This is a genomic window from Gracilibacillus xinjiangensis, assembly GCF_042651765.1.
GTDB classification, from domain to species: Bacteria; Bacillota; Bacilli; order Bacillales; family Amphibacillaceae; genus Gracilibacillus; species Gracilibacillus xinjiangensis.
Map to the genome: position 1 here is coordinate 1,117,128 of NZ_JBHSDT010000004.1, position 18,010 is coordinate 1,135,137.

General features: G+C 36.2%; 26 protein-coding genes and 1 pseudogene. 26 read left to right on the top strand and 1 reads right to left on the bottom strand.

The genetic code is table 11. The features are described from left to right. The first annotated feature begins 4 nt into the window (after positions 1-4). The 21 genes from ACFOY7_RS09510 (at position 5) to ACFOY7_RS09610 (ending at position 13,484) form a co-directional block, all read left to right on the top strand. Positions 5-373, top strand: a complete 369-nt coding sequence (locus tag ACFOY7_RS09510) for a DUF7210 family protein (RefSeq protein WP_390251729.1) — start codon at positions 5-7, stop codon at positions 371-373. Further along, the gene (locus ACFOY7_RS09515; RefSeq protein WP_390251731.1) at positions 373-690 is read left to right on the top strand and encodes a hypothetical protein; all 318 of its coding nucleotides are present in this window, start codon (positions 373-375) and stop codon (positions 688-690) included. The genes ACFOY7_RS09510 and ACFOY7_RS09515 overlap by 1 nt, the downstream gene beginning before the upstream one ends. Before the next feature lie 26 nt (positions 691-716). Beyond that, positions 717-1,250 carry a phage tail protein gene (locus ACFOY7_RS09520; RefSeq protein WP_390251733.1) on the top strand — a complete coding sequence of 178 codons (534 nt, stop codon included), beginning with the start codon at positions 717-719 and terminating at the stop codon, positions 1,248-1,250. A gap of 3 nt (positions 1,251-1,253) precedes the next feature. Continuing rightward, positions 1,254-1,730: a hypothetical protein gene (locus ACFOY7_RS09525; RefSeq protein ID WP_390251735.1), complete on the top strand. Its 477-nt coding sequence runs from the start codon at positions 1,254-1,256 to the stop codon at positions 1,728-1,730. After that, positions 1,727-1,981 carry a hypothetical protein gene (locus tag ACFOY7_RS09530; protein WP_390251737.1) on the top strand — a complete coding sequence of 85 codons (255 nt, stop codon included), beginning with the start codon at positions 1,727-1,729 and terminating at the stop codon, positions 1,979-1,981. Before ACFOY7_RS09525 ends, ACFOY7_RS09530 begins: the two co-directional genes overlap by 4 nt. Further along, a complete protein-coding gene (locus ACFOY7_RS09535; RefSeq protein ID WP_390251739.1) occupies positions 1,981-3,438 on the top strand; it encodes a phage tail sheath family protein in 1,458 nt (485 codons plus the stop codon). Before ACFOY7_RS09530 ends, ACFOY7_RS09535 begins: the two co-directional genes overlap by 1 nt. Then, entirely contained in the window at positions 3,438-3,956 is a 519-nt protein-coding gene (locus ACFOY7_RS09540) for a phage major tail tube protein (protein ID WP_390251741.1), read from the top strand. Before ACFOY7_RS09535 ends, ACFOY7_RS09540 begins: the two co-directional genes overlap by 1 nt. Before the next feature lie 14 nt (positions 3,957-3,970). Then, positions 3,971-4,258 (top strand): phage tail assembly protein, encoded by a 288-nt coding sequence (locus tag ACFOY7_RS09545; RefSeq protein ID WP_390251743.1) that lies wholly within the window; start codon positions 3,971-3,973, stop codon positions 4,256-4,258. 171 nt (positions 4,259-4,429) lie between these two features. Further along, positions 4,430-6,370, top strand: a complete 1,941-nt coding sequence (locus ACFOY7_RS09550; RefSeq protein ID WP_390251745.1) for a phage tail tape measure protein — start codon at positions 4,430-4,432, stop codon at positions 6,368-6,370. A 12-nt stretch (positions 6,371-6,382) separates the two neighbouring features. Beyond that, positions 6,383-6,589 (top strand): tail protein X, encoded by a 207-nt coding sequence (locus tag ACFOY7_RS09555; RefSeq protein WP_390251747.1) that lies wholly within the window; start codon positions 6,383-6,385, stop codon positions 6,587-6,589. Beyond that, positions 6,590-7,609, top strand: coding sequence for a phage late control D family protein (locus ACFOY7_RS09560; RefSeq protein WP_390251749.1), 1,020 nt, complete (start codon positions 6,590-6,592; stop codon positions 7,607-7,609). Further along, positions 7,609-8,028, top strand: coding sequence for a phage baseplate assembly protein V (locus tag ACFOY7_RS09565; RefSeq protein ID WP_390251751.1), 420 nt, complete (start codon positions 7,609-7,611; stop codon positions 8,026-8,028). The genes ACFOY7_RS09560 and ACFOY7_RS09565 overlap by 1 nt, the downstream gene beginning before the upstream one ends. Positions 8,029-8,031: 3 nt before the next feature. Next, the gene (locus tag ACFOY7_RS09570; protein WP_390251753.1) at positions 8,032-8,439 is read left to right on the top strand and encodes a phage tail protein; all 408 of its coding nucleotides are present in this window, start codon (positions 8,032-8,034) and stop codon (positions 8,437-8,439) included. Between the two features lie 70 nt (positions 8,440-8,509). Then, positions 8,510-8,749, top strand: coding sequence for a GPW/gp25 family protein (locus tag ACFOY7_RS09575; protein ID WP_390251755.1), 240 nt, complete (start codon positions 8,510-8,512; stop codon positions 8,747-8,749). Next, positions 8,727-9,875: a baseplate assembly protein gene (locus tag ACFOY7_RS09580; RefSeq protein ID WP_390251757.1), complete on the top strand. Its 1,149-nt coding sequence runs from the start codon at positions 8,727-8,729 to the stop codon at positions 9,873-9,875. Before ACFOY7_RS09575 ends, ACFOY7_RS09580 begins: the two co-directional genes overlap by 23 nt. Continuing rightward, positions 9,868-10,548, top strand: coding sequence for a phage tail protein I (locus tag ACFOY7_RS09585; protein WP_390251759.1), 681 nt, complete (start codon positions 9,868-9,870; stop codon positions 10,546-10,548). The genes ACFOY7_RS09580 and ACFOY7_RS09585 overlap by 8 nt, the downstream gene beginning before the upstream one ends. Continuing rightward, positions 10,548-10,856 (top strand): hypothetical protein, encoded by a 309-nt coding sequence (locus ACFOY7_RS09590; protein ID WP_390251761.1) that lies wholly within the window; start codon positions 10,548-10,550, stop codon positions 10,854-10,856. Before ACFOY7_RS09585 ends, ACFOY7_RS09590 begins: the two co-directional genes overlap by 1 nt. A gap of 2 nt (positions 10,857-10,858) precedes the next feature. Further along, positions 10,859-11,404, top strand: coding sequence for a hypothetical protein (locus ACFOY7_RS09595; RefSeq protein ID WP_390251763.1), 546 nt, complete (start codon positions 10,859-10,861; stop codon positions 11,402-11,404). Beyond that, positions 11,404-13,134, top strand: coding sequence for an Ig-like domain-containing protein (locus tag ACFOY7_RS09600; protein ID WP_390251765.1), 1,731 nt, complete (start codon positions 11,404-11,406; stop codon positions 13,132-13,134). Before ACFOY7_RS09595 ends, ACFOY7_RS09600 begins: the two co-directional genes overlap by 1 nt. Beyond that, the gene (locus tag ACFOY7_RS09605) at positions 13,134-13,349 is read left to right on the top strand and encodes a hypothetical protein (protein ID WP_390251767.1); all 216 of its coding nucleotides are present in this window, start codon (positions 13,134-13,136) and stop codon (positions 13,347-13,349) included. The genes ACFOY7_RS09600 and ACFOY7_RS09605 overlap by 1 nt, the downstream gene beginning before the upstream one ends. Then, the gene (locus ACFOY7_RS09610) at positions 13,350-13,484 is read left to right on the top strand and encodes an XkdX family protein (RefSeq protein WP_390251769.1); all 135 of its coding nucleotides are present in this window, start codon (positions 13,350-13,352) and stop codon (positions 13,482-13,484) included. 34 nt (positions 13,485-13,518) lie between these two features. Here the strand turns inward: ACFOY7_RS09610 and ACFOY7_RS09615 are convergent, their stop codons facing one another. Continuing rightward, positions 13,519-13,836: a hypothetical protein gene (locus ACFOY7_RS09615; protein WP_390251771.1), complete on the bottom strand. Its 318-nt coding sequence runs from the start codon at positions 13,834-13,836 to the stop codon at positions 13,519-13,521. 1,028 nt (positions 13,837-14,864) lie between these two features. Between ACFOY7_RS09615 and ACFOY7_RS09620 the strand changes: the two genes are divergently transcribed. The 5 genes and pseudogenes from ACFOY7_RS09620 to ACFOY7_RS09640 all read left to right on the top strand — a co-directional run bounded on the left by ACFOY7_RS09620 (position 14,865) and on the right by ACFOY7_RS09640 (position 17,853). Next, entirely contained in the window at positions 14,865-15,167 is a 303-nt protein-coding gene (locus ACFOY7_RS09620) for a hypothetical protein (protein WP_390251773.1), read from the top strand. 25 nt (positions 15,168-15,192) lie between these two features. Continuing rightward, positions 15,193-15,462: a holin gene (locus tag ACFOY7_RS09625; RefSeq protein WP_390251775.1), complete on the top strand. Its 270-nt coding sequence runs from the start codon at positions 15,193-15,195 to the stop codon at positions 15,460-15,462. Between the two features lie 25 nt (positions 15,463-15,487). Beyond that, positions 15,488-16,027 (top strand): annotated as a pseudogene (locus ACFOY7_RS18425) (N-acetylmuramoyl-L-alanine amidase family protein); the annotation flags it as partial. A gap of 940 nt (positions 16,028-16,967) precedes the next feature. After that, complete coding sequence (locus ACFOY7_RS09635; protein ID WP_390251778.1) at positions 16,968-17,324, top strand: helix-turn-helix domain-containing protein; 357 nt, start codon at positions 16,968-16,970, stop codon at positions 17,322-17,324. Positions 17,325-17,337: 13 nt separating this feature from the next. Further along, on the top strand, positions 17,338-17,853 hold the full coding sequence (locus ACFOY7_RS09640; RefSeq protein ID WP_390251780.1) for an ImmA/IrrE family metallo-endopeptidase: 516 nt from the start codon (positions 17,338-17,340) through the stop codon (positions 17,851-17,853). Positions 17,854-18,010 lie beyond the last annotated feature (157 nt).

The following is an 18,010-nucleotide window of genomic DNA, read 5'->3' on the forward strand; positions in this document are numbered from 1 at the left end:
GATGTTGCTGGAATTGTATGAGAGAGTAACACACAATGGCAGAACGTATGAAGCTGGTCAATCAATTGAAAATATTGAAAAGAAACAAGCAGAACGACTAGTAAGATTAGGTGCTGCTTTTTTTGTTGGAAACAAACAGGGAAATGCTTCTCCTGATGAAGGGGAAACAAATAATATTTCAGAAAGAAATGAAGAAGATTTGAAAAGGTTAGCGGAAGAGTTAGATGACATTGAATACAATGATTTAAAATCTCTTGCTAACCAGGTGGGTGTCGAATTTAAAGGTCAAATTAAGAGTGTTGATTTAATCCGGGCTATTATTGACCAAGGAAAAGCGGAAGAGATTCTTGGAATGACTGAGGTTGAAGAATAATGGTAAAGCTTCGGGATTTCTTCCAATCTGACTATGATACATTCATTAATACGGATGAGTTTGCTGTAGAAGTAGATATAGAAGGAAACATGGTGAAAGTTGTTATGGATAGTGACACATTAACGAAAATGCAATTATCGAGTAGTGGAGAAGGGCTTGCAAATAGCGAGCTCCTTTTTCATGTTGAAAAAAGCAAACTGAATTTCACTCCATTTCCTGGACAAGACTTAATGGTAAATGAAAAATTATATTACCTGAATGATGTGAAGGAAGATGAAGGACTTTATACGATTACACTTGGAGTTGCTCGATCATGAGAGTAACAGTCGATGTAAATCAAAGAATGATTACTGAAGTAGAAAAGAAGCTTGGCGGCTTTCATAAGCAAGCCCCAAGCGCCATTTCTAGAGCGTTGAACAGAGCGGTAACTACCGTTAATTCGAATGTAAAAAAAGAAGTTCGAAAAGAATACAACATCAAAGCAAAAGATGTATCTGAAACCTTACAGAAAACCCGTGCAAATAAGAGTGATTTGCGTGCTTCTGTAACTTCAAAAGGTTCGCCAGTGGGGTTAGACAAATTTAAAGTGTCTCCCAAAACAATTAACCCTAATAGAAAATCTCCCATAAAAATAGGGGTTAAGAAAAGTAGCTTAACAAAAGTAATGGGAGCATTCGTTACTGACATTAACGGATCCAAGGTTTTCAAAAGATCAGGCAAAAGCAGGCTACCTGTGGAACGATTGTTTGGCCCATCTGTTCCACAAATGTTAGGTAATGAAAATGTTGTTCAAGTTATTGAAGAAAAAGGCCAAGAAACATTTCAAAAAAGGTTGGAACATGAAATTGGCCGTATTTTAAAAAAAGGTAGTGGATAGTGAATGATTCCTCTTGAATTGCAAGAAGCTCTAAAAGAAAGAATGGGAAAAGAATTTAAAGACTTGCTTCTAAAAAACGTAAAGAATGAAGAGGTACCTATTAATATTTTCACACAGCATCTACCAGCTAAAGACAAAAATAATAAGAATAATACAGATCCGTACCCATGTATTATTGTTAGGTTATCAGATGGGGAACAAGCAGATAATAACGAATCTGGTAATACTTCTATTCAATTTATCGTGGGTGTTGTGGATCGTGAGAATACCTTCCAAGGATATCGTGATGCAATTACAGTGGCTAACCGAATTATCGAAAACGTAAAACGTAATTCATTGGTAGAGGAAAGATATGAATTGGAGATGCCTATCACATGGGCTTATCACGATGAAGATTCTGAACCTTATTTTTTTGCAGGCGTCCAAACGAATTGGTCTACACCTAAACATATCAGAGAAGATGTGGAGGATATGATATGAAAAAAAGAAAGAAAAGCGAAACGTTAATTTATTGTGGTCCGAGTTTCCCTGGTGAACTTCAACAGTTTTCCATTTTCAGAGGAGGGATCCCTAAACATGTTAATAAACATATGGAAGCTTGTCCCTCTATTGAAAAGTTATTTGTAGAAACAAGTAAATTAGCAGAAACAAGAACAAAATTAAATATTGCAGGCAAGAAGGAAAACCAACTTTTTAATAACATTTTGCAATATCAAAAGGAGGCTAAATAGTGGCATATCAACATGGTGTTTATATTCAAGAAAATCCAACCTCTATTATTCCTCCGTTAACTGCTAATTCAGGGGTTCAGGTAGTCGTTGGTAAATCACCGATACACTTAACAGCCAATCCTAGCGAAGCTGTTAATAAACCAATTATAGCTTATTCATGGAAAGAAGCCGTGGATAATTTGGGTTATAGCGAGGACTGGAAAAGTTATAATTTATGCGAAGTTATGGATTGGAATTTTAAAAGAGTCGGAGTAGCGCCGGTTATTTTTATTAATGTTTTAGATCCAAAAAAACATACTGCTGCAGGAACGGAAACACAAGCTATTGATAATGGAGAGTTAACGATAGAAACAAAAGGGGTTTTATTGGACACTCTCGCTGTTAAAAGCCAAGACGGAGTCACATCATACACAAAAAATACTGATTACACAGTAGCTTTTAATGATGGAGGGTTTCCTGTTGTTTCTGTCCTAGAAGATGGAGCGATGGCAACTACAAACGAGTTGCAATTAGAATTTGATGTATTGGATCCTTCGTTGGTGGATGAAGCTGATATTATAGGAGGCTATGACCTAGCAATAGAGGAATATTCAGGTATGGAATTAATTGGACAAGTTTACCCTCGATTAGGTATTGTTCCAGGGTTAATTCTAGCGCCTGGGTATAGCCACAAAATTGATGTAGCAACAGTTATTGATGCGAAAAGCGAATTGATAAACGGAAGCTTTAATTGCATGAATGTGTTAGATATTGATAGTGCAACGGTAACTTCCTATCAAGAAGCACCATCTTGGAAAAATAATAATGCATATACGAGCAATCGTTCTATTGTCGGTTGGCCTAAAGTGAAAATAGGAGAAAATATGTATTGGATGAGTACAGTTATAGCTGGCCTTACCTCTTATACAGATGCACGAAATGATAGTGTTCCCTATGTATCCCCATCTAATAAACCATTACCTATTAATGGTACAGTGTTGGCTGATGGAACAGAGGTTTTTCTTGACCAAACACAAGCCAATTTCTTGAATGGAAATGGAATTGTTACTGCGATAAACATCAACGGTTGGAGATTATGGGGGAATAATACAGCTGCATATCCTTCTACAACCGATCCCAAAGATAGATTTATTGCCATCCGAAGAGTATTTGATTGGTGGGGTAATACTTTTATTCTCACATACTTCCAAAAGGTAGACGAGCCATCGAATTATCGACTGATCGAAAGTGTGGTAGATAGCGAGAATATTAGAGGAAATGGATTTCAGGCGAGAGGGCAAATTGCAGGTGCTCGCATTGAATTTAGGCAAGAGGATAATCCAATTACAAATATTTTAAATGGTCGCATTCAATTCATACAAAAAATTGCTGCATTCCCCCCAGCTGAAAACATTGTTAACGTGCTCGAATTTGATCCTACTATACTTGAAAATGCATTATTAGGAGGTGGCCAATAATGACAAATCCAATTCCAGAAAGAGTCGTTAACTACAACATCTATGACGAAACCGACAAACTTGTTGGTGTTTCCGCAGAGGTTACCTTACCCAATTTTGAAGCAATGACTGAAACGGTTAGTGGCGCTGGTATTGCCGGGGAATTTGAATCGGCTTTACCAGGTCACTTTGGTTCTCAAACAATTGAGATTCCTTTCCGTGTATTAATGGATAATTCTTTCTCACTAATGAAAAATAGTGGACGATCACTAGTATTACGTGCTGCACAACAAAGCTATGATGTGGCAGCAGGAAAGTCAGAACGTAGACCTTTGAAGATCACCTTAAAATATCAACCAAAAGGTCTAAATTTAGGAACTTTAGGTGTTGGGGCAATGACTGAAAGCACAAACACACTAGAAGTTTTATACATCAAGGTTGAAGAAAACAATAACACCATGTTGGAATATGACAAGTTAAACTTTGTATTCGTTGTCGATGGGGAAGATTTATTAGCAGATATAAGAAATATGATTTAGGGAGGAAAATATAAATGAGAGATTATGTAGTTGAATTTAAAAATCCTTACACATTTGAAGGAGAAGAATTTAGCAAAATTGATTTATCTGGTTTGGAGAACCTCTCCACAAAAGACTTGATTGAAGCGGACAAACAATTTAATACTTCTGGTCAAATGGCGCTAATGAACGAAATGACAACTGGATATTCCTGTATCGTAGCTTCTAAAGCAACAGGAAAGCCAGTTGAATTTTTTGAAGGCCTACCTGCAGGAGAGGGATTAAAGTTAAAAAACACGGTAATGGGTTTTTTAAACGCATAGGCCTTCTAAGACATGAAGGTCAAAAGATCATAAAAGAAATAGGCGGACGAGAGCTTAGAAAAGCTTGCGTCCGTCTTTCTTTATCTACTTATACAGGTATGGATCATTTCGAGTCTTTAGATATATTTGAACTTTCTGAAATTGCGGAAGAAGTAAAGGGGGCATTGAGGAGTGGCAAAGAAAAGTAATTTCGAAATAGCTTTTGAACTCGGTGCAAAAATGGATCCCTCTATGAAAAAAACATTTTCTGACGCACAAAAACGAATAGGTAATTTTGCAGGAAGTGTAGGGAAAGCAGTGAAAACAGGCGCGAAAGTCGCGGCTGGTATGGGAGCTGCGTTTGTGGGAATAGGAAGCGCGGCATTTGCCATGACGAAGAAGGTTACTGCTAGTTTTGATGCTATTTCCAAAGGAGCTCAAAGAGTAGGGGTTTCCTCAGATTTTTATCAAGAAATGGACTTTTGGGCATCGCAAAACGGGCTATCTCATGAAAATATGGAAAAAGCAATTGGTCGTTTAAATCAGCGGGTAGGTATGGCTGCAGATGGTAACAAAAAATATGCAGATGCTCTTACAGATCTAGGGGTTAATATGGATGACGTAAAAAATGGTACGGTATCCACAGAAGAAGTAATGGCACAAAGCATTCAATCTTTATCTGAAATGACTAATGGTAATAAGCAAGCAGCTCTCGCATCTGACTTGTTTGGCACGAAATTAGGTAGAGAATTACTCCCATCTTTGCAAGAAGGGGCTCTATCAATAGAGGATGCAAAAAAGAAGGCAGAAGAATTAGGAATTGTAATAGGTGAAGATAGCCTTAATGCGGGTGTTAAATTTCAGGATACTTGGGACCAGATGAAACGATCTATGACTACTGCCGGACAACAGATCATAGCAAAATTAATTCCTAAATTTCAAAAGATGTTAGATTGGGTAATCGAAAACATGCCAGCGATTCAAAATAAAATATCCAATGCATTATCTATGGCTGGAGATATCGCCGAAAAAGCAGGTGATTTGTTAGCGAGCGGATTGGAAAAGGCCCAACCTATAATAGATTGGATAGGTAATACTGGAATCCCAATGGCGAGAGATGCGATTCAAACCATCGTAGAAAAAGCAAAAGAATTCTATCAATTTATATCCAAAAATTGGTCCACTATTAAGCCCCTTTTAATTGGATTAGGAACAGCCCTTGTAATAGTCAAGGGATCTATGATCGCATTGTCTGTCGTTCAAGTAGTCACAGGCTTTTTAAAAGGATTTAAAGCAGCCACAATTGCGGGCCGTCTTGCCATGCTAGGTCTCAATGGAGCCATGCTTGCAAACCCTGCATTTTGGATCATCGCAGCCTTTATGGCCGTAATAGCCATAGGTATTGCAGTATGGAAAAATTGGGATACTGTAAAGACATATCTTCTAATAGCATGGGAAGCAATTAAGGCAGCCGTATCCACAGTAGGAACAGCCATAAGTAATGCTTTCACTTCTGCCTACAACTGGGTAATTGGTTTGTTCACTGGAATAGGTGAGTGGTTTACAGGAATATTTACGAGTGTGCAAAATACAGCTACAACTGCAGGTACATGGATAAGTGACAATTTCACGGCAGCTTATAATGCAATAACGGGTTTATTTAGTGGACTTGGAGACTGGTTCACTGGGATATGGAGTGGTGTGACAGGTGTTTTTACTGGGGGGATCAATAGCATAATCGGACTAGCGAATAGTGCAATTGATAAGTTAAATGGTATATCGGTTGATATTCCTGATTGGGTACCAAATGTAGGAGGGAGTACCTTCGGTTTAAGTATCCCTAACATCCCATATCTTGCTAGTGGAGGTATTACAACAGGTCCTACACTTGCTATGATTGGCGAGGGAGCGGAACAAGAAGCGGTGTTACCTTTGTCTAAGCTACAAGCGTTATTAGATTCTCCAGGGAGCACTGATAGTAATAATAATTTAACATTACAGTATAATCCACAAGTTATTGTACAAGGTAATGCCGATAAAGAGGATGTTCAAAGGGCATTAAATGAGGATCGAAAAAAATTCGAAAAATGGATAGAAGAATATTTATACAAAAAGAGAAGGGTATCTCTTTAGGAGGCGGACAGATTGGAATATGAAACAGTGTCCGGTGATACTTTTGATAGTATTGCTAAGCAATTTTTTGATGATGAGAAGCTAGCAATTCACGTTATAAAAGCAAATGTTGCATATGCTAGTGTTCTCATCTTTGGCGCAGGTACAATATTGAAGATACCAGATATCGAAGTAGCACCTTCTATAAATCTTCCACCATGGAAGAGAGGTGATAGCTAGATGCTAGGTAAAAGAGCATCCATAGATGTTTCCTATCAAGGGGTAGATATTACCGAGGCGGTTGATAAAGATTTAATTAGCTTTGAGTATGTGGATAATGCGAGCGGGGAAAGCGATAGTATTAGTCTGACTTTGAAAGACGAAAAACATGTATGGCTAATTGATTGGTTTCCTGAAAAAGGTGACATGATTTTACCAATAATTAAAACGACCAATTGGAGACGAGAAAATGATAAACAATCGTTGTCCTGTGGTCGTTTTTATATTGACGAACCATCTTATAACGGTAGGCCAAGCAAACTCCAATTAGATGCCATTTCTTCTCCTCTAAATGGAAATTTTAAAGATGTAAATCGAAGCAAAAGTTGGAGAAATATCGCATTAAAGGAGATTGCAAATGACATTGCAAACAGAGCTGGCCTAACACTTCAGTATATTGGTAACAATAATCCAAGGTATCAGGTAAAAGAGCAATCAGAGACACCAGATGCATCCTTCCTATCAGAACTGTGTAAAGAAGAAGGTTTAGCTATGAAAGTGACAGACTCAAAGATAGTTATATTTGATGAACTTGAATTTGAGAAGAAGTCATCTGTCACTACCTATAAAGAGTGGGGCAGTGTAGTTCTAGATTACTCCTTTAATACTTCGTTGTCTAATACTAATTATGACGGAGTCAATGTGAAATATTATGATCCAATGAAAGGAAAAACGATCGAATATCTTTATACAATTAATGAAATCAATGAAGAGAGTAAGATATACCAGGTGAATAAAAAGGTTGAAAGTGGTGATCAAGCTAGAAGATTAGCTCAGAAGACAGCACGAAACCTTAACAAAAGAGAAACCACAGCCTCACTATCAGTGATTGGTAATATCGAATTGCTTGGCAGCGTTTGTGTGAACCTTGAAGGATTTGGAGTATTTGATGGCAAGTATTACGTAGAAAAAGCAACACATTCCATAGGCGGGGGTTTTACAACTAGCGTGGAATTGCGGAAAGTATTGGAGGGATACTGATGGATGTATTGAAGATTGTTCGAAATGTAATCAGAGTTGGCCAGATCAATAGTGTGGATGAAGATAATGGAACTGTAGATGTCTTATTTGTAGATAAAGATAATCAAATTGCTAGTAATCTTCCTCTACCAAATTTTGAATATAATATGCCAAGAGTAGGAGAACAAGCCCTGTGTGTTTTCTTAGCAAACGGTCTAGAACAAGGTTTCTGCCTCTTTACTTATTATTCTGACATATCACTGCCACCTGTAGCAGATAAGGAAATTTTCCGAAAACAATTTGATGAAGGTACCTATATTGAGTACAACCATAAAACTAGAGAACTACTAATAAACGCTGACAAACCCGTAAAAATCAAAAATGATCTTATTGTAGAAGGAAACATAGTTGCAACTGGAACCATTACTGGGCAGGTGTAAAATATGATTGGTTTCTTTGGAGATATTGTTTTTGAAACGAGCGATAGAAGAATATTAAATTTCAGTGGATTTACCAGAAATTCTTCATCCCGGTGGTCCACACAAGAAACCATTGGAGCAAAACCATCATCAGAATTTTTGGGCCCAGGGCTGGATACTATTTCATTTACTGTCAATCTCAACGGCTCTTTTGGTGTGAAACCACGATATGAAATGAATCGTTGGCTTATAAAAGAACGTGTAGGTGAAGTTTCTCCATTAGTTATTGGAGATGCCTATCTTGGGGTTGATAAGTGGCGCATAGTATCCGTTTCTCAGGCTTGGGATGTTGTATTGAATAGAGGAGAGCTTATTTCTGGCAAAGTGGATATAGAACTTGAGGAATATGTAGAGAGGACGTGGAGAGCGTGATAGATTATGAATCTGTTGAAATAATCGGTATTGAATTGAATGCACATGGGATGGATGAAGTCTATCAAACTTGAAAGTACTTTATACTACTCCAAAAGGGACAGTTGCATTTGATCGCAATTTCGGAATAGACATTAGTTTTATAGATGATCCACTACCAATCGCACAAGGTCGCCTAATGGTTGAATATCGTCAAAAAACTAGGCAATATGAGCCAAGAGCATTTGTGCAAGAAGTAATATTTGATTCGGAACCAACTAGCGGAAAGTTGATTCCCAAGGTGGTGATTGAAATTGACCTTAACGCTTAAAGATTTACCAGAAATTAATTTTGTGAATACGGATGTTAACCAGATTTTAAATGAGACGATATCAAGTTATGAAAAAGCCTACTTTGAATCTACGGGGATCAAAAAAAAGCTTTACCCAGGAGACCCTATTCGTATTTGGCTATATTCCCAAGCATTACGCGAATTTCAATTGCGTGTATTAATTGATGATGCAGCAAAGCAAAACTTATTAAAATATGCTAGAAAAGATTACTTAGAACATTTAGGAGCATTTAGCAATACGGGGATTTTAAAAGCAAAGCCAGCTACAACAAATATGAAATTAATTCTAAGTAAGATAATACCTACAAACGAGGTGGTCCCTGCAGGAACTCGAGTTTCACCAGGAAATGATATTTACTTTACCGTAGATGATGATGTAGTTATTCCTGCAGGTAACCAAGAAGTTACTTTCAGCGTTACATGCGCACAATTCGGAACTATTGGAAATGGGTTTACACCAGGACAAATAAATATTTTAGTAGATCCTCTTCCATGGGGCTCAAGTGTTGAAAATATTGATACAAGTCACGGTGGTTCAGATGAAGAAGACGCAGACAGTTATCGAGACCGTATTCAACTTGCTCCAGAAGGTTTTTCTGTAGCTGGCCCAGAAGGAGCATATAAATATTTTGCTAAACAGCATAGTGCATTGATTAGTGATTTACAAATATCTTCAGAATCACCTGGAGAGGTAAATGTATCTGTACTATTACAAAATGGGGAAATTCCAAACGAAAGCTTCTTGGTAGGATTAGGAACACACCTGAATGATAAAAACATTAGGCCTCTTACCGACAAAGTATCTGTGACTGCTCCGGAAGTTATTAATTATGATTTAAATATAACTTATTATATAAAGACTAGTGATTCTGGAGTAGAAAGCCAAGTTATTGAGCACGTTGAAAAAGCCATTAAAGATTATATTGTTTGGCAACGTTTGAAAATTGGAAGAGATATTAACCCATCTCATTTAATTTCAGAAGTAATAAAAGCTGAAGCTAAGCGGGTAGAGGTAGTAAGCCCGGTATTCGCCTCGATTGGATCAAATGAAGTGGCGATTGCTTCAAGTGAAAATATCACCTATGGAGGTTTAGAAGATGAATAGGTTGATAGACAACACCTCTGTCCTAGATATCTTGCCAGAAAATTTACGCTATGATTCTGATATCAATGCTGCAAGTAAAGCAATTGATAGTACTTTTTTCGAGACTACTCAGTATGTAGATTTTGTAGTCATATTACCAAAGATAGATAAGTTACCAGAAGAATTTATAGATCATTTGGCTTGGCAAATGCATGTTGATTTTTATGAAATGGATTTACCATTAAAACAAAAAAGAGAATTAGTAAAATCATCTGTATTATGGCACATGAAAAAGGGAACTCCTGCAGCTGTAGAAGAAGTGGCTTCTGTTATTTTTACGGATGCTAGAGTTTTAGAGTGGTTTCAGTATGGTGGAAACCCTTATTTTTTTAAGGTGGAATTGAATCACCATACCATTCTTAATGATGATTTATCAAGATTAAGAAAAATGATAGATGCAACGAAGAACAAGAGATCTAAATTAGAAAGCGTCGATATTGTAACAAAGGAATCCATCGTTATACAAGAAGATCAGTATTCTTTTGGAGTGCCTTATCCTATCACTAATCGATTCAAAACAGCGACCAGAGATGGGAAGGCTATTTTATCAACCATACTTTTAGAAGATCAACCTTATAATTTTAAAGTTAGTTATCCTATATGTGGCCGATTTAGAGCAGGGGAGGCGAAGTAATGGCAATTCAACCACTAGTTCTTCAAGAAGTGGCAAATCATATTATTGGGTTAATTGATCATGCGATAGTTACTATAGATGATGTCCAAATTGATCATGAAATTTACCGAAACAGTATAGAAGATAATGTATTGAAGACATTTGTTTATGTGGATAACGAAGAAGGTACGATTACAGATGTTAGATTAGTAGATACGTTGGGGCGACCTCTCAATTTGCAGGAAATGCATATCGAAAAAGGGCCAGATGGTCTAATATTTGTGTTTAAAATAACTTTACTGATTCAAACAGAGATTGAGGGGGGATAAACATGCCTTATGAAATGACAGAATGGGTTGACGATATTGTAGATCCAACCAACGGAGAAGTTCTCCAAGAAGGAACAAGATATACTGCTGCAAGAGCAAACCACTTTGAAAAAGGTATCTATGATGCTCATGAGAAAAATGATGAACAAGATAATCAGATTAGAAGGATCCAAGCTTTATTAGAAATAGATGGACGTGTACCTGGAAATAGTGGTGCATTTTATGATTTATTGGAAGGTTCCTTTAGTCGAGCAATCCGACAAACAAACACTGCTATCCTTCTTAATTCCATAACTGCAGGAGCTACTCAGATAGACGTAGATGATGGTCTAGCATTTGAAGATAACACTCAAGTAACTATATATGATAATGAAAACATTGAAGATGTCATTGTATCTAGTGTAGATGGAGATACATTAAGTGTACAACCATTAGTTAACTCTTATAAAAAGGGTGCCAGAATCGAGCGTAGTAATGTGAAAGTTGGTAATGGGCTGATGACCTTTGGTACCTGGGGAACGTATACGATTAGTGAGGTGATTGAATAATGGCATGGTCGGAAGTTAAAAGAACAGAGTACAGCGTTTATGATGTAGTAGGACCGGATGGATTTTATGAAGAAAACAGATATAGTGGTGCTACAAGCAGAAATATTAGATTGTATTATTATTCAACAACTGAAAGTATAAGAGCGAGCTTTTCTTATTCGGGTGATGGGTATTCAAGCAGTAAACTTATGAATGGTGCTTTTGTAACATATAGCGATTTTCAATCGGGGTATGATTACAGAATAAGAATATTATATGTGAGGCGTGACAATTATTCCGGATCACCAATTCAAGATGAAAAATTTATTGCCACATCCGGGAACTTGCACCCGAAACCAAGTTCAACTGGATATACATTAAATCAAAGCTATACAACAAACTTCGGTAGTAGTGGAAACCAAGCATCGGTATATGATAGTTTCTTCCTTATTTTAGAAAGGCAAATTCAAAACACCGCACCTTCAACACCGGGACCATTCACAAGTCCGGCAAGTGGAACCGTTTTAAGAGGTGGAGATAATTACACAATAGTATGGAGTTCTAGTAGTAATGCACAAGGGGATAGTATAACTTACTATTTGGATCGTTCTCTACACGGTGGTGGTTTTGTTAATGTGTATAACGGTGCAAATAGATCGAGCCAACAAGTTATTACATCCGGTAAAAATTATACTTCAATTCAATTTCGCGTAAGAGCATATGATGGGAGAGGTGGTTTTTCAAGTTACCGCACATCACCAGTTTACACTATTTCACACAATGCAGATCCAACGCTAACACTAAACACGGAAGATGGCCAAACAATATATGAGAATGACACCTTTAGAATTAATGGTGAAGCAAATGATGCTGATAATGGTAATGTATTCACTGTAAGATATCGAATTGAAGGTCATACGTCCAACCGAGCAATTGATGCAAAAATATCAGATGGAGTAACACCTTTAGTATTTAATAAGGAACTTACTTTCCGTGAAGGAAGCCTATATGACGGTAACACTTTAATAGCAGAAAGCTTACAAGCAAATACATCATACACACTGGTTGTATTTGTAGAAGATGATCAAGGTGGTAAATCAATTGAACAGACTCGCACTTTCTATGTTGTTCCTAACCGTGCACCACTTTTAACATTTAATCCTTTTACTCAACAAACAGATAAAATCAATTCGGACACTATCACCGTTTCCGGAGAAGCGAGTGATCCGGATGATGGTAACACAGTTAAAGTAAGTTATCGATTGAATGAAAGTAATGCCATTGAGATATACAATGATTTACCAGGTGCTTGGTCATTTGATCTGAATATAGCTGATTTAGTAGAAGGCGAGAATACCATCGCTGTTGAGGCAGTAGATACGTATAATTTTAAAGTATCGAAGACAGTAATATTAAATAAGGCTCAAAATGCAGCACCATTGCTTAAATCAGTAGCAAGATATAAAATCGAACCTCCAACTGGAAGTGCCAAAGGGGTTCTTCTTTGGATTCAACGGGAAGAGAATTTAATGATTGAAGCAGAGATATCTATGACTAGTTCCGGTGAAGCTGAAAGTTATCAGCCTATGGTTTTATCCAATACTGCACCAATAAATACAGGTATTGTTGAAGATGAATTTGAATTTGAATCAGTTGATCCGAAAGAGAATATTGTCATTAAGCTGACTTTAACAAGACCTGATGATACAACGAGTGAAGCAATCACAATGATTACGGGGGTGCTTGATTAATGGCATTGATGAGTAAACCGCGGTTACCAGATGGATCGCTTGGACCTCTAGAAAAGAAATTTGCAGGAGAAACGGATAGAGAAATCATAGCTAGATTAGACGCTCAAAATGCTCAACTAGCTTATGAATTGATGATGAAGGATTTAGAAATAGATGAATTAACGGGCAACCAGTCGGACCTATTTTATCAATTGATGCAGAAAGGGGTTATTTAGATGGATTGGTTTAAAATGATTAAAGGTTTTTATCCGAAATTCTGGACAAAAGACATGGTGGCTGATGCAGTGGTCTGCGAAAAGATTACTAAGGACGAATATGCACAGATAACCGGAGAGCCATACCAAGTGTAGGTTTTTCTAGTCATAAACCATAAGGGGAGTTCCCCTATGGTTGAATGAATTGTGAAACCTCGAATTGATTCCATTGATCTTTACTATTAGGAGACCTATCGGGACTAACACAATAATGGTTAAAGATAGTATCGTGTGTACCATTCATATTATCAATAATGTACTTACAAATTATTATTCTAGCCTCTTCTAACCCATTTTGGGTATTACCTTTGATAGAAGGGAGGGAGATATAATCTCCATTTGGATAATGTAAAGTAATTTCATAATCACCTGAAGTACGGGATCCATATGTTTTAAAATAAATTTGATCAAAAGATTTTCTGTAAGTTATAGCTTCTAGTTTAGTCAAGGTACCACTCCTTTTAATTTAATAAAATTATTATACAGAAAAAAATGGGGTCATTTAAAAAAGTTTCATTAAAAATTTTTTAAGTACCAAAAAATTATTGCATATTCTTATGAAGTTACATCTAATAGGTGTATTTTTTATGACTTAAATATATTACTATTTAATAATATAATGTTATATACTAAAAGTAGGGGAAATAAGCAAAGGTTCTACTGCTGACGGATCGTCGTGTGCGACGAAAGTCGCCTGCATGGTGAAGGCTCGTTATAAAACTGAGTGATAAAGAAGGATAAGACGAGAATAGTGAACCACCAGCTGATACTATTTCAGATATAGCAACCATCAGAAGTGACAGTACAAATAGTATTATTATCATTGAGTTTAATGAAGTATTATCAGAGACTTATCCAAAAAACGTGGTCTCTAGTATGGAGGGCCCGGGATATTCCTGGATCCTTAAATTCTCTTCCGTTTCTATGAATCTGGATGTAACTAATCTAAATAATCCAATATTAACAGTAGAGGTGTTAGGGGCGACAGTAGTATTCCATCAGGTTATTATATAACTTTCGTTTCTGGGGCAATTAAAGATATGAACAATAATGTTCCTAGTAGAACCGAAACTATTTCGTGATTAAGTTACCTTATCTTAACGGTGGGGTTTTTTCTTACACACAAGGAAGCTTATACGACGTAGAGCAAATAATAATAATAATAATATGTCAGTAAAAAGCACTGGCTTAAGCCAGTGCAATTACTATCATTAGGATTTTACCTAAATTGACTTTGATAGAAAATTCTTTTTTCTTATGGTTGTATTTAAATTTAAATTTCAATTACCTCACCTCGCTTTCTACTCTAATAATCGTTCAAAGTAGTTTAATAGTTGTGAATATTCTTAGACTTTTTGAACGAATACAATATTTTAGATAATACAAAGCGAAAATATTCAATTAGTATGTTTGAGGTATCTTTAGAGATCACATTAGCGGTCTCTTTTTTATGTCATAAATTCAGGGGGATCAAGAATGACAATCGAATTAGGTGTCATGTTATCTATAGCATCAGTTGTAATTGGTGTCTTAGGGTATCAATTAAATAGACAAAAACAACAGACTGAGCACCAGAAGAATGTTAAAAATGATGCGACTAGAGAAGCCGTTATCGAAACGAAACTTGATAATATCAGTCATGGCGTGGAAAACATTCGAATCGATTTACGAGCTAGTGAAAGGGAAATTGGGGCAATAGGGGAAAGGGTAACAAGGGTAGAAGAATCAACTAAACAAGCACATAAGAGAATTGATGATATCAGTCCGGAAAAGGGCTGATTTTTATTTTAAGGAGGAATAAAAAATGGAAGAAGTAATGATTTTTGCAACAGTTATTTTGCCAATCGTAACAGCTTTAATGGAGGGTGTAAAAAGGTCAGTAAACCTACCAAAAAATATCATACCTTTAATCAGCCTAGTTGTAGGTTTATTAATCGGTGCTGCAGCTGAACCATTTACGGAGCTTGAGGTGATTTTAAGGCTGTGGGCAGGCGGTTTTGCTGGATTAGCCGCAACAGGATTGTTTGAGTTAACATTTAATAAAAGAGTAGGGTCAACGAAAGATGCTGCTTAATAATTTATAACGAGGAGGGTTATTTATGGTGAAAATATATATCGATCCAGGTCACGGTGGTACAGATCCAGGAGCAGTTGATAACGGTCTTCAGGAAAAAGATTTAACATTAAAAATATCCTTAAAAATTAGAGATTTACTCAAACAATATAAAGATGTCCAGGTAAGATTATCACGTACAACGGATAGAACATTAACCTTAAATCAGCGTACACATGATGCAAATGTATGGGGAGCTGACTATTTGATTAGTGTTCATATAAATGCTGGTGGTGGTACAGGGTATGAAGATTTCATTTACAACAAACTTTCCGATTCTTCAAGCACTGCCCAGAAACAAGATGTTATGCATGAAGAAATCATTAAAAAGACTAACATGTATGATCGTGGCAGGAAAAAAGCTAATTTCCACATGGTACGCGAATCAAACATGGAAGCTATCTTAACTGAGAATGGTTTTATTGATGCAGCAAATGATGCTGAACGTTTAAAATCAGATGCATTCTTGAATGATATCGCACAAGGTCACGTAAATGGTTTGGTCCGAATCTTTAATTTGATGAAAACTGATCCAACACCCACAACACCAGAAGGAGGGTTTGCTGATATGGAAGCACAGAAATTACAAAAGGAAATTAATGAGTTGAAGCAACTGTTAGATCAAAAGGTAGATAAACCAAATAATCCTGATCAGCCTAGTGGTTGGGCAGAAGAAGTCTGGAAAAAGCAAGTGATGCAAGGTTATTTCGATGGAAGCAATCCTAAACTGCCTTTAACTAGGGAACAAGCTGCAGAAGTATTAGATCGATTTGCTGCTAAAATTAGAGAGTATGAAGTGGATCCACTCAAGAAACGTGTGGATGCATTGGAAAAGCAAGTAGCAGAATTAAGCGAATAAGGGTTATGTCTATAAAATAAACTATATAATAAAAGCGTAAAGGAGCGTCTTGTCAGCGCTCCTTTTTTAAATTTCCTTCTCTTTCTTTTAACAACTCTCTTAAATCCTCTATATCCTCCAATGTTGCTTGATTGCGCATAAAGTACTATGCATAGTACGTAAAAGTAAATAGTTTATGGTGATTTATGTAGTATATTCCGAAAAAGACCGCAAAATTGTGATCCTCATACATAAAACAGTTTTTATTGAGAAAAAATATTTAGAGCAGAAACAACTGTCTGATGAGTGTACCACACCCATCACCTAAATGAATGATGGGTTCATTTTTATTGATTAACAATGTTTAACAATGAAAAATTCATAATAAAAGAAAAAGGAACACATTAGAAGTGCTTCTTTTATAGATGTTAAGGATTTTGATTACTATATAAACAGTTATTCCCTCGAACAAGCTACTATTGTGCTAATTTAATGTTAGTGAGAAATAAAGGGAATTAATTAACTAGAAAATAGTAGTTAAAATTAACAAAAAAACTGTTGATTTTTCTTTCGGATTGTTGTAAATTATATATGTAAAGAAATTTAAATTAGGAAGGAGGAGCAATCCATGTTAACTGCATTCGGGAAGTTTTGTAGAAAACTAAGAATTGACGAGGGTGATTTACTAAAGGATATGGCTAGTAAACTCGGAGTAACCTCATCTTATTTGTCCGCTGTAGAAAATGGCAAGCGAAATGTTCCTCAAGACTGGATAAAAAAAATAACGGAAGTCTATACATTAGATTATGACCAACAGATTAAACTGCAAAACTCAGCTGAAGAGTCAAAAATTAATAACAAAGTTGACTTAAAAAATTTAACGAACAGTGATAAAGACATTATGATGGCTCTAGCCAGATCCATTGATGGCATGAATGAAGATGATAAAGTTATTATAAAAAATCTTCTTCATAAAAAGAGGTAAAGGAAGGTGAAATATGAGTGAATTCATAGCGGAACCAACATCTAGAAAAAATATCAGGAATTTAACAAGATTAATTAGAGATCAATTTGAACTATCTGATGAAAGATATTTTCCAGTGATTCCGTTTCTTGAATTTGGTTTAAGTCAAATAGATTCTGATTTTTCACTTGAAATTGCACCAAAAAATGAAATGCCTAATGATTATGCATTGACATTTCCCGAAACAAATAAAATAAAAATTAGGCAAGATGTCTATGATAGAGCAATAGATGGAGTTCCACGAGATCGGTTTACAATTGCTCATGAGATAGGCCATTATATTATGCACAGACCAGGTTTCTTTGCTTTAGCTAGAAATCATAATAAAGAAAAGATACCTTCATATAAAGATCCTGAATGGCAAGCTAATACATTTGCTGGGGAAATATTAGCACCATTAAATATCATTAAAGGATTAACAAAGGAAGAAGTATCTAGACAATGTGGCGTGTCTTTAAAAGTAGCCGAAATTCAATTGAACAAACTATAAAACTAGTAAATATATTTTAGGAAGGAGCTACATATTATGAGGCGAAAAATAAAAAACCGCATGCCTTGCAGAGGGCCTACGGTAGTGTAACGACTGTATGTAATTTAGATAATGAATGTCGCTACAATTATAAAGTTTTTTGGCGAAAACTAATTAT

Coding starts and splice junctions, on each gene's coding strand:
- ACFOY7_RS09610 (WP_390251769.1), top strand. CDS start 13,350: ATGGATTGGTTTAAAATGATTAAAGGTTTTTATCCGAAATTCTGGACA.
- ACFOY7_RS09625 (WP_390251775.1), top strand. CDS start 15,193: ATGGAAGAAGTAATGATTTTTGCAACAGTTATTTTGCCAATCGTAACA.
- ACFOY7_RS09530 (WP_390251737.1), top strand. CDS start 1,727: ATGAAAAAAAGAAAGAAAAGCGAAACGTTAATTTATTGTGGTCCGAGT.
- ACFOY7_RS09595 (WP_390251763.1), top strand. CDS start 10,859: ATGCCTTATGAAATGACAGAATGGGTTGACGATATTGTAGATCCAACC.
- ACFOY7_RS09515 (WP_390251731.1), top strand. CDS start 373: ATGGTAAAGCTTCGGGATTTCTTCCAATCTGACTATGATACATTCATT.
- ACFOY7_RS09570 (WP_390251753.1), top strand. CDS start 8,032: ATGATTGGTTTCTTTGGAGATATTGTTTTTGAAACGAGCGATAGAAGA.
- ACFOY7_RS09605 (WP_390251767.1), top strand. CDS start 13,134: ATGGCATTGATGAGTAAACCGCGGTTACCAGATGGATCGCTTGGACCT.
- ACFOY7_RS09635 (WP_390251778.1), top strand. CDS start 16,968: ATGTTAACTGCATTCGGGAAGTTTTGTAGAAAACTAAGAATTGACGAG.
- ACFOY7_RS09590 (WP_390251761.1), top strand. CDS start 10,548: ATGGCAATTCAACCACTAGTTCTTCAAGAAGTGGCAAATCATATTATT.
- ACFOY7_RS09640 (WP_390251780.1), top strand. CDS start 17,338: ATGAGTGAATTCATAGCGGAACCAACATCTAGAAAAAATATCAGGAAT.
- ACFOY7_RS09540 (WP_390251741.1), top strand. CDS start 3,438: ATGACAAATCCAATTCCAGAAAGAGTCGTTAACTACAACATCTATGAC.
- ACFOY7_RS09560 (WP_390251749.1), top strand. CDS start 6,590: ATGCTAGGTAAAAGAGCATCCATAGATGTTTCCTATCAAGGGGTAGAT.
- ACFOY7_RS09600 (WP_390251765.1), top strand. CDS start 11,404: ATGGCATGGTCGGAAGTTAAAAGAACAGAGTACAGCGTTTATGATGTA.
- ACFOY7_RS09585 (WP_390251759.1), top strand. CDS start 9,868: ATGAATAGGTTGATAGACAACACCTCTGTCCTAGATATCTTGCCAGAA.
- ACFOY7_RS09565 (WP_390251751.1), top strand. CDS start 7,609: ATGGATGTATTGAAGATTGTTCGAAATGTAATCAGAGTTGGCCAGATC.
- ACFOY7_RS09525 (WP_390251735.1), top strand. CDS start 1,254: ATGATTCCTCTTGAATTGCAAGAAGCTCTAAAAGAAAGAATGGGAAAA.
- ACFOY7_RS09620 (WP_390251773.1), top strand. CDS start 14,865: ATGACAATCGAATTAGGTGTCATGTTATCTATAGCATCAGTTGTAATT.
- ACFOY7_RS09520 (WP_390251733.1), top strand. CDS start 717: ATGATTACTGAAGTAGAAAAGAAGCTTGGCGGCTTTCATAAGCAAGCC.
- ACFOY7_RS09545 (WP_390251743.1), top strand. CDS start 3,971: ATGAGAGATTATGTAGTTGAATTTAAAAATCCTTACACATTTGAAGGA.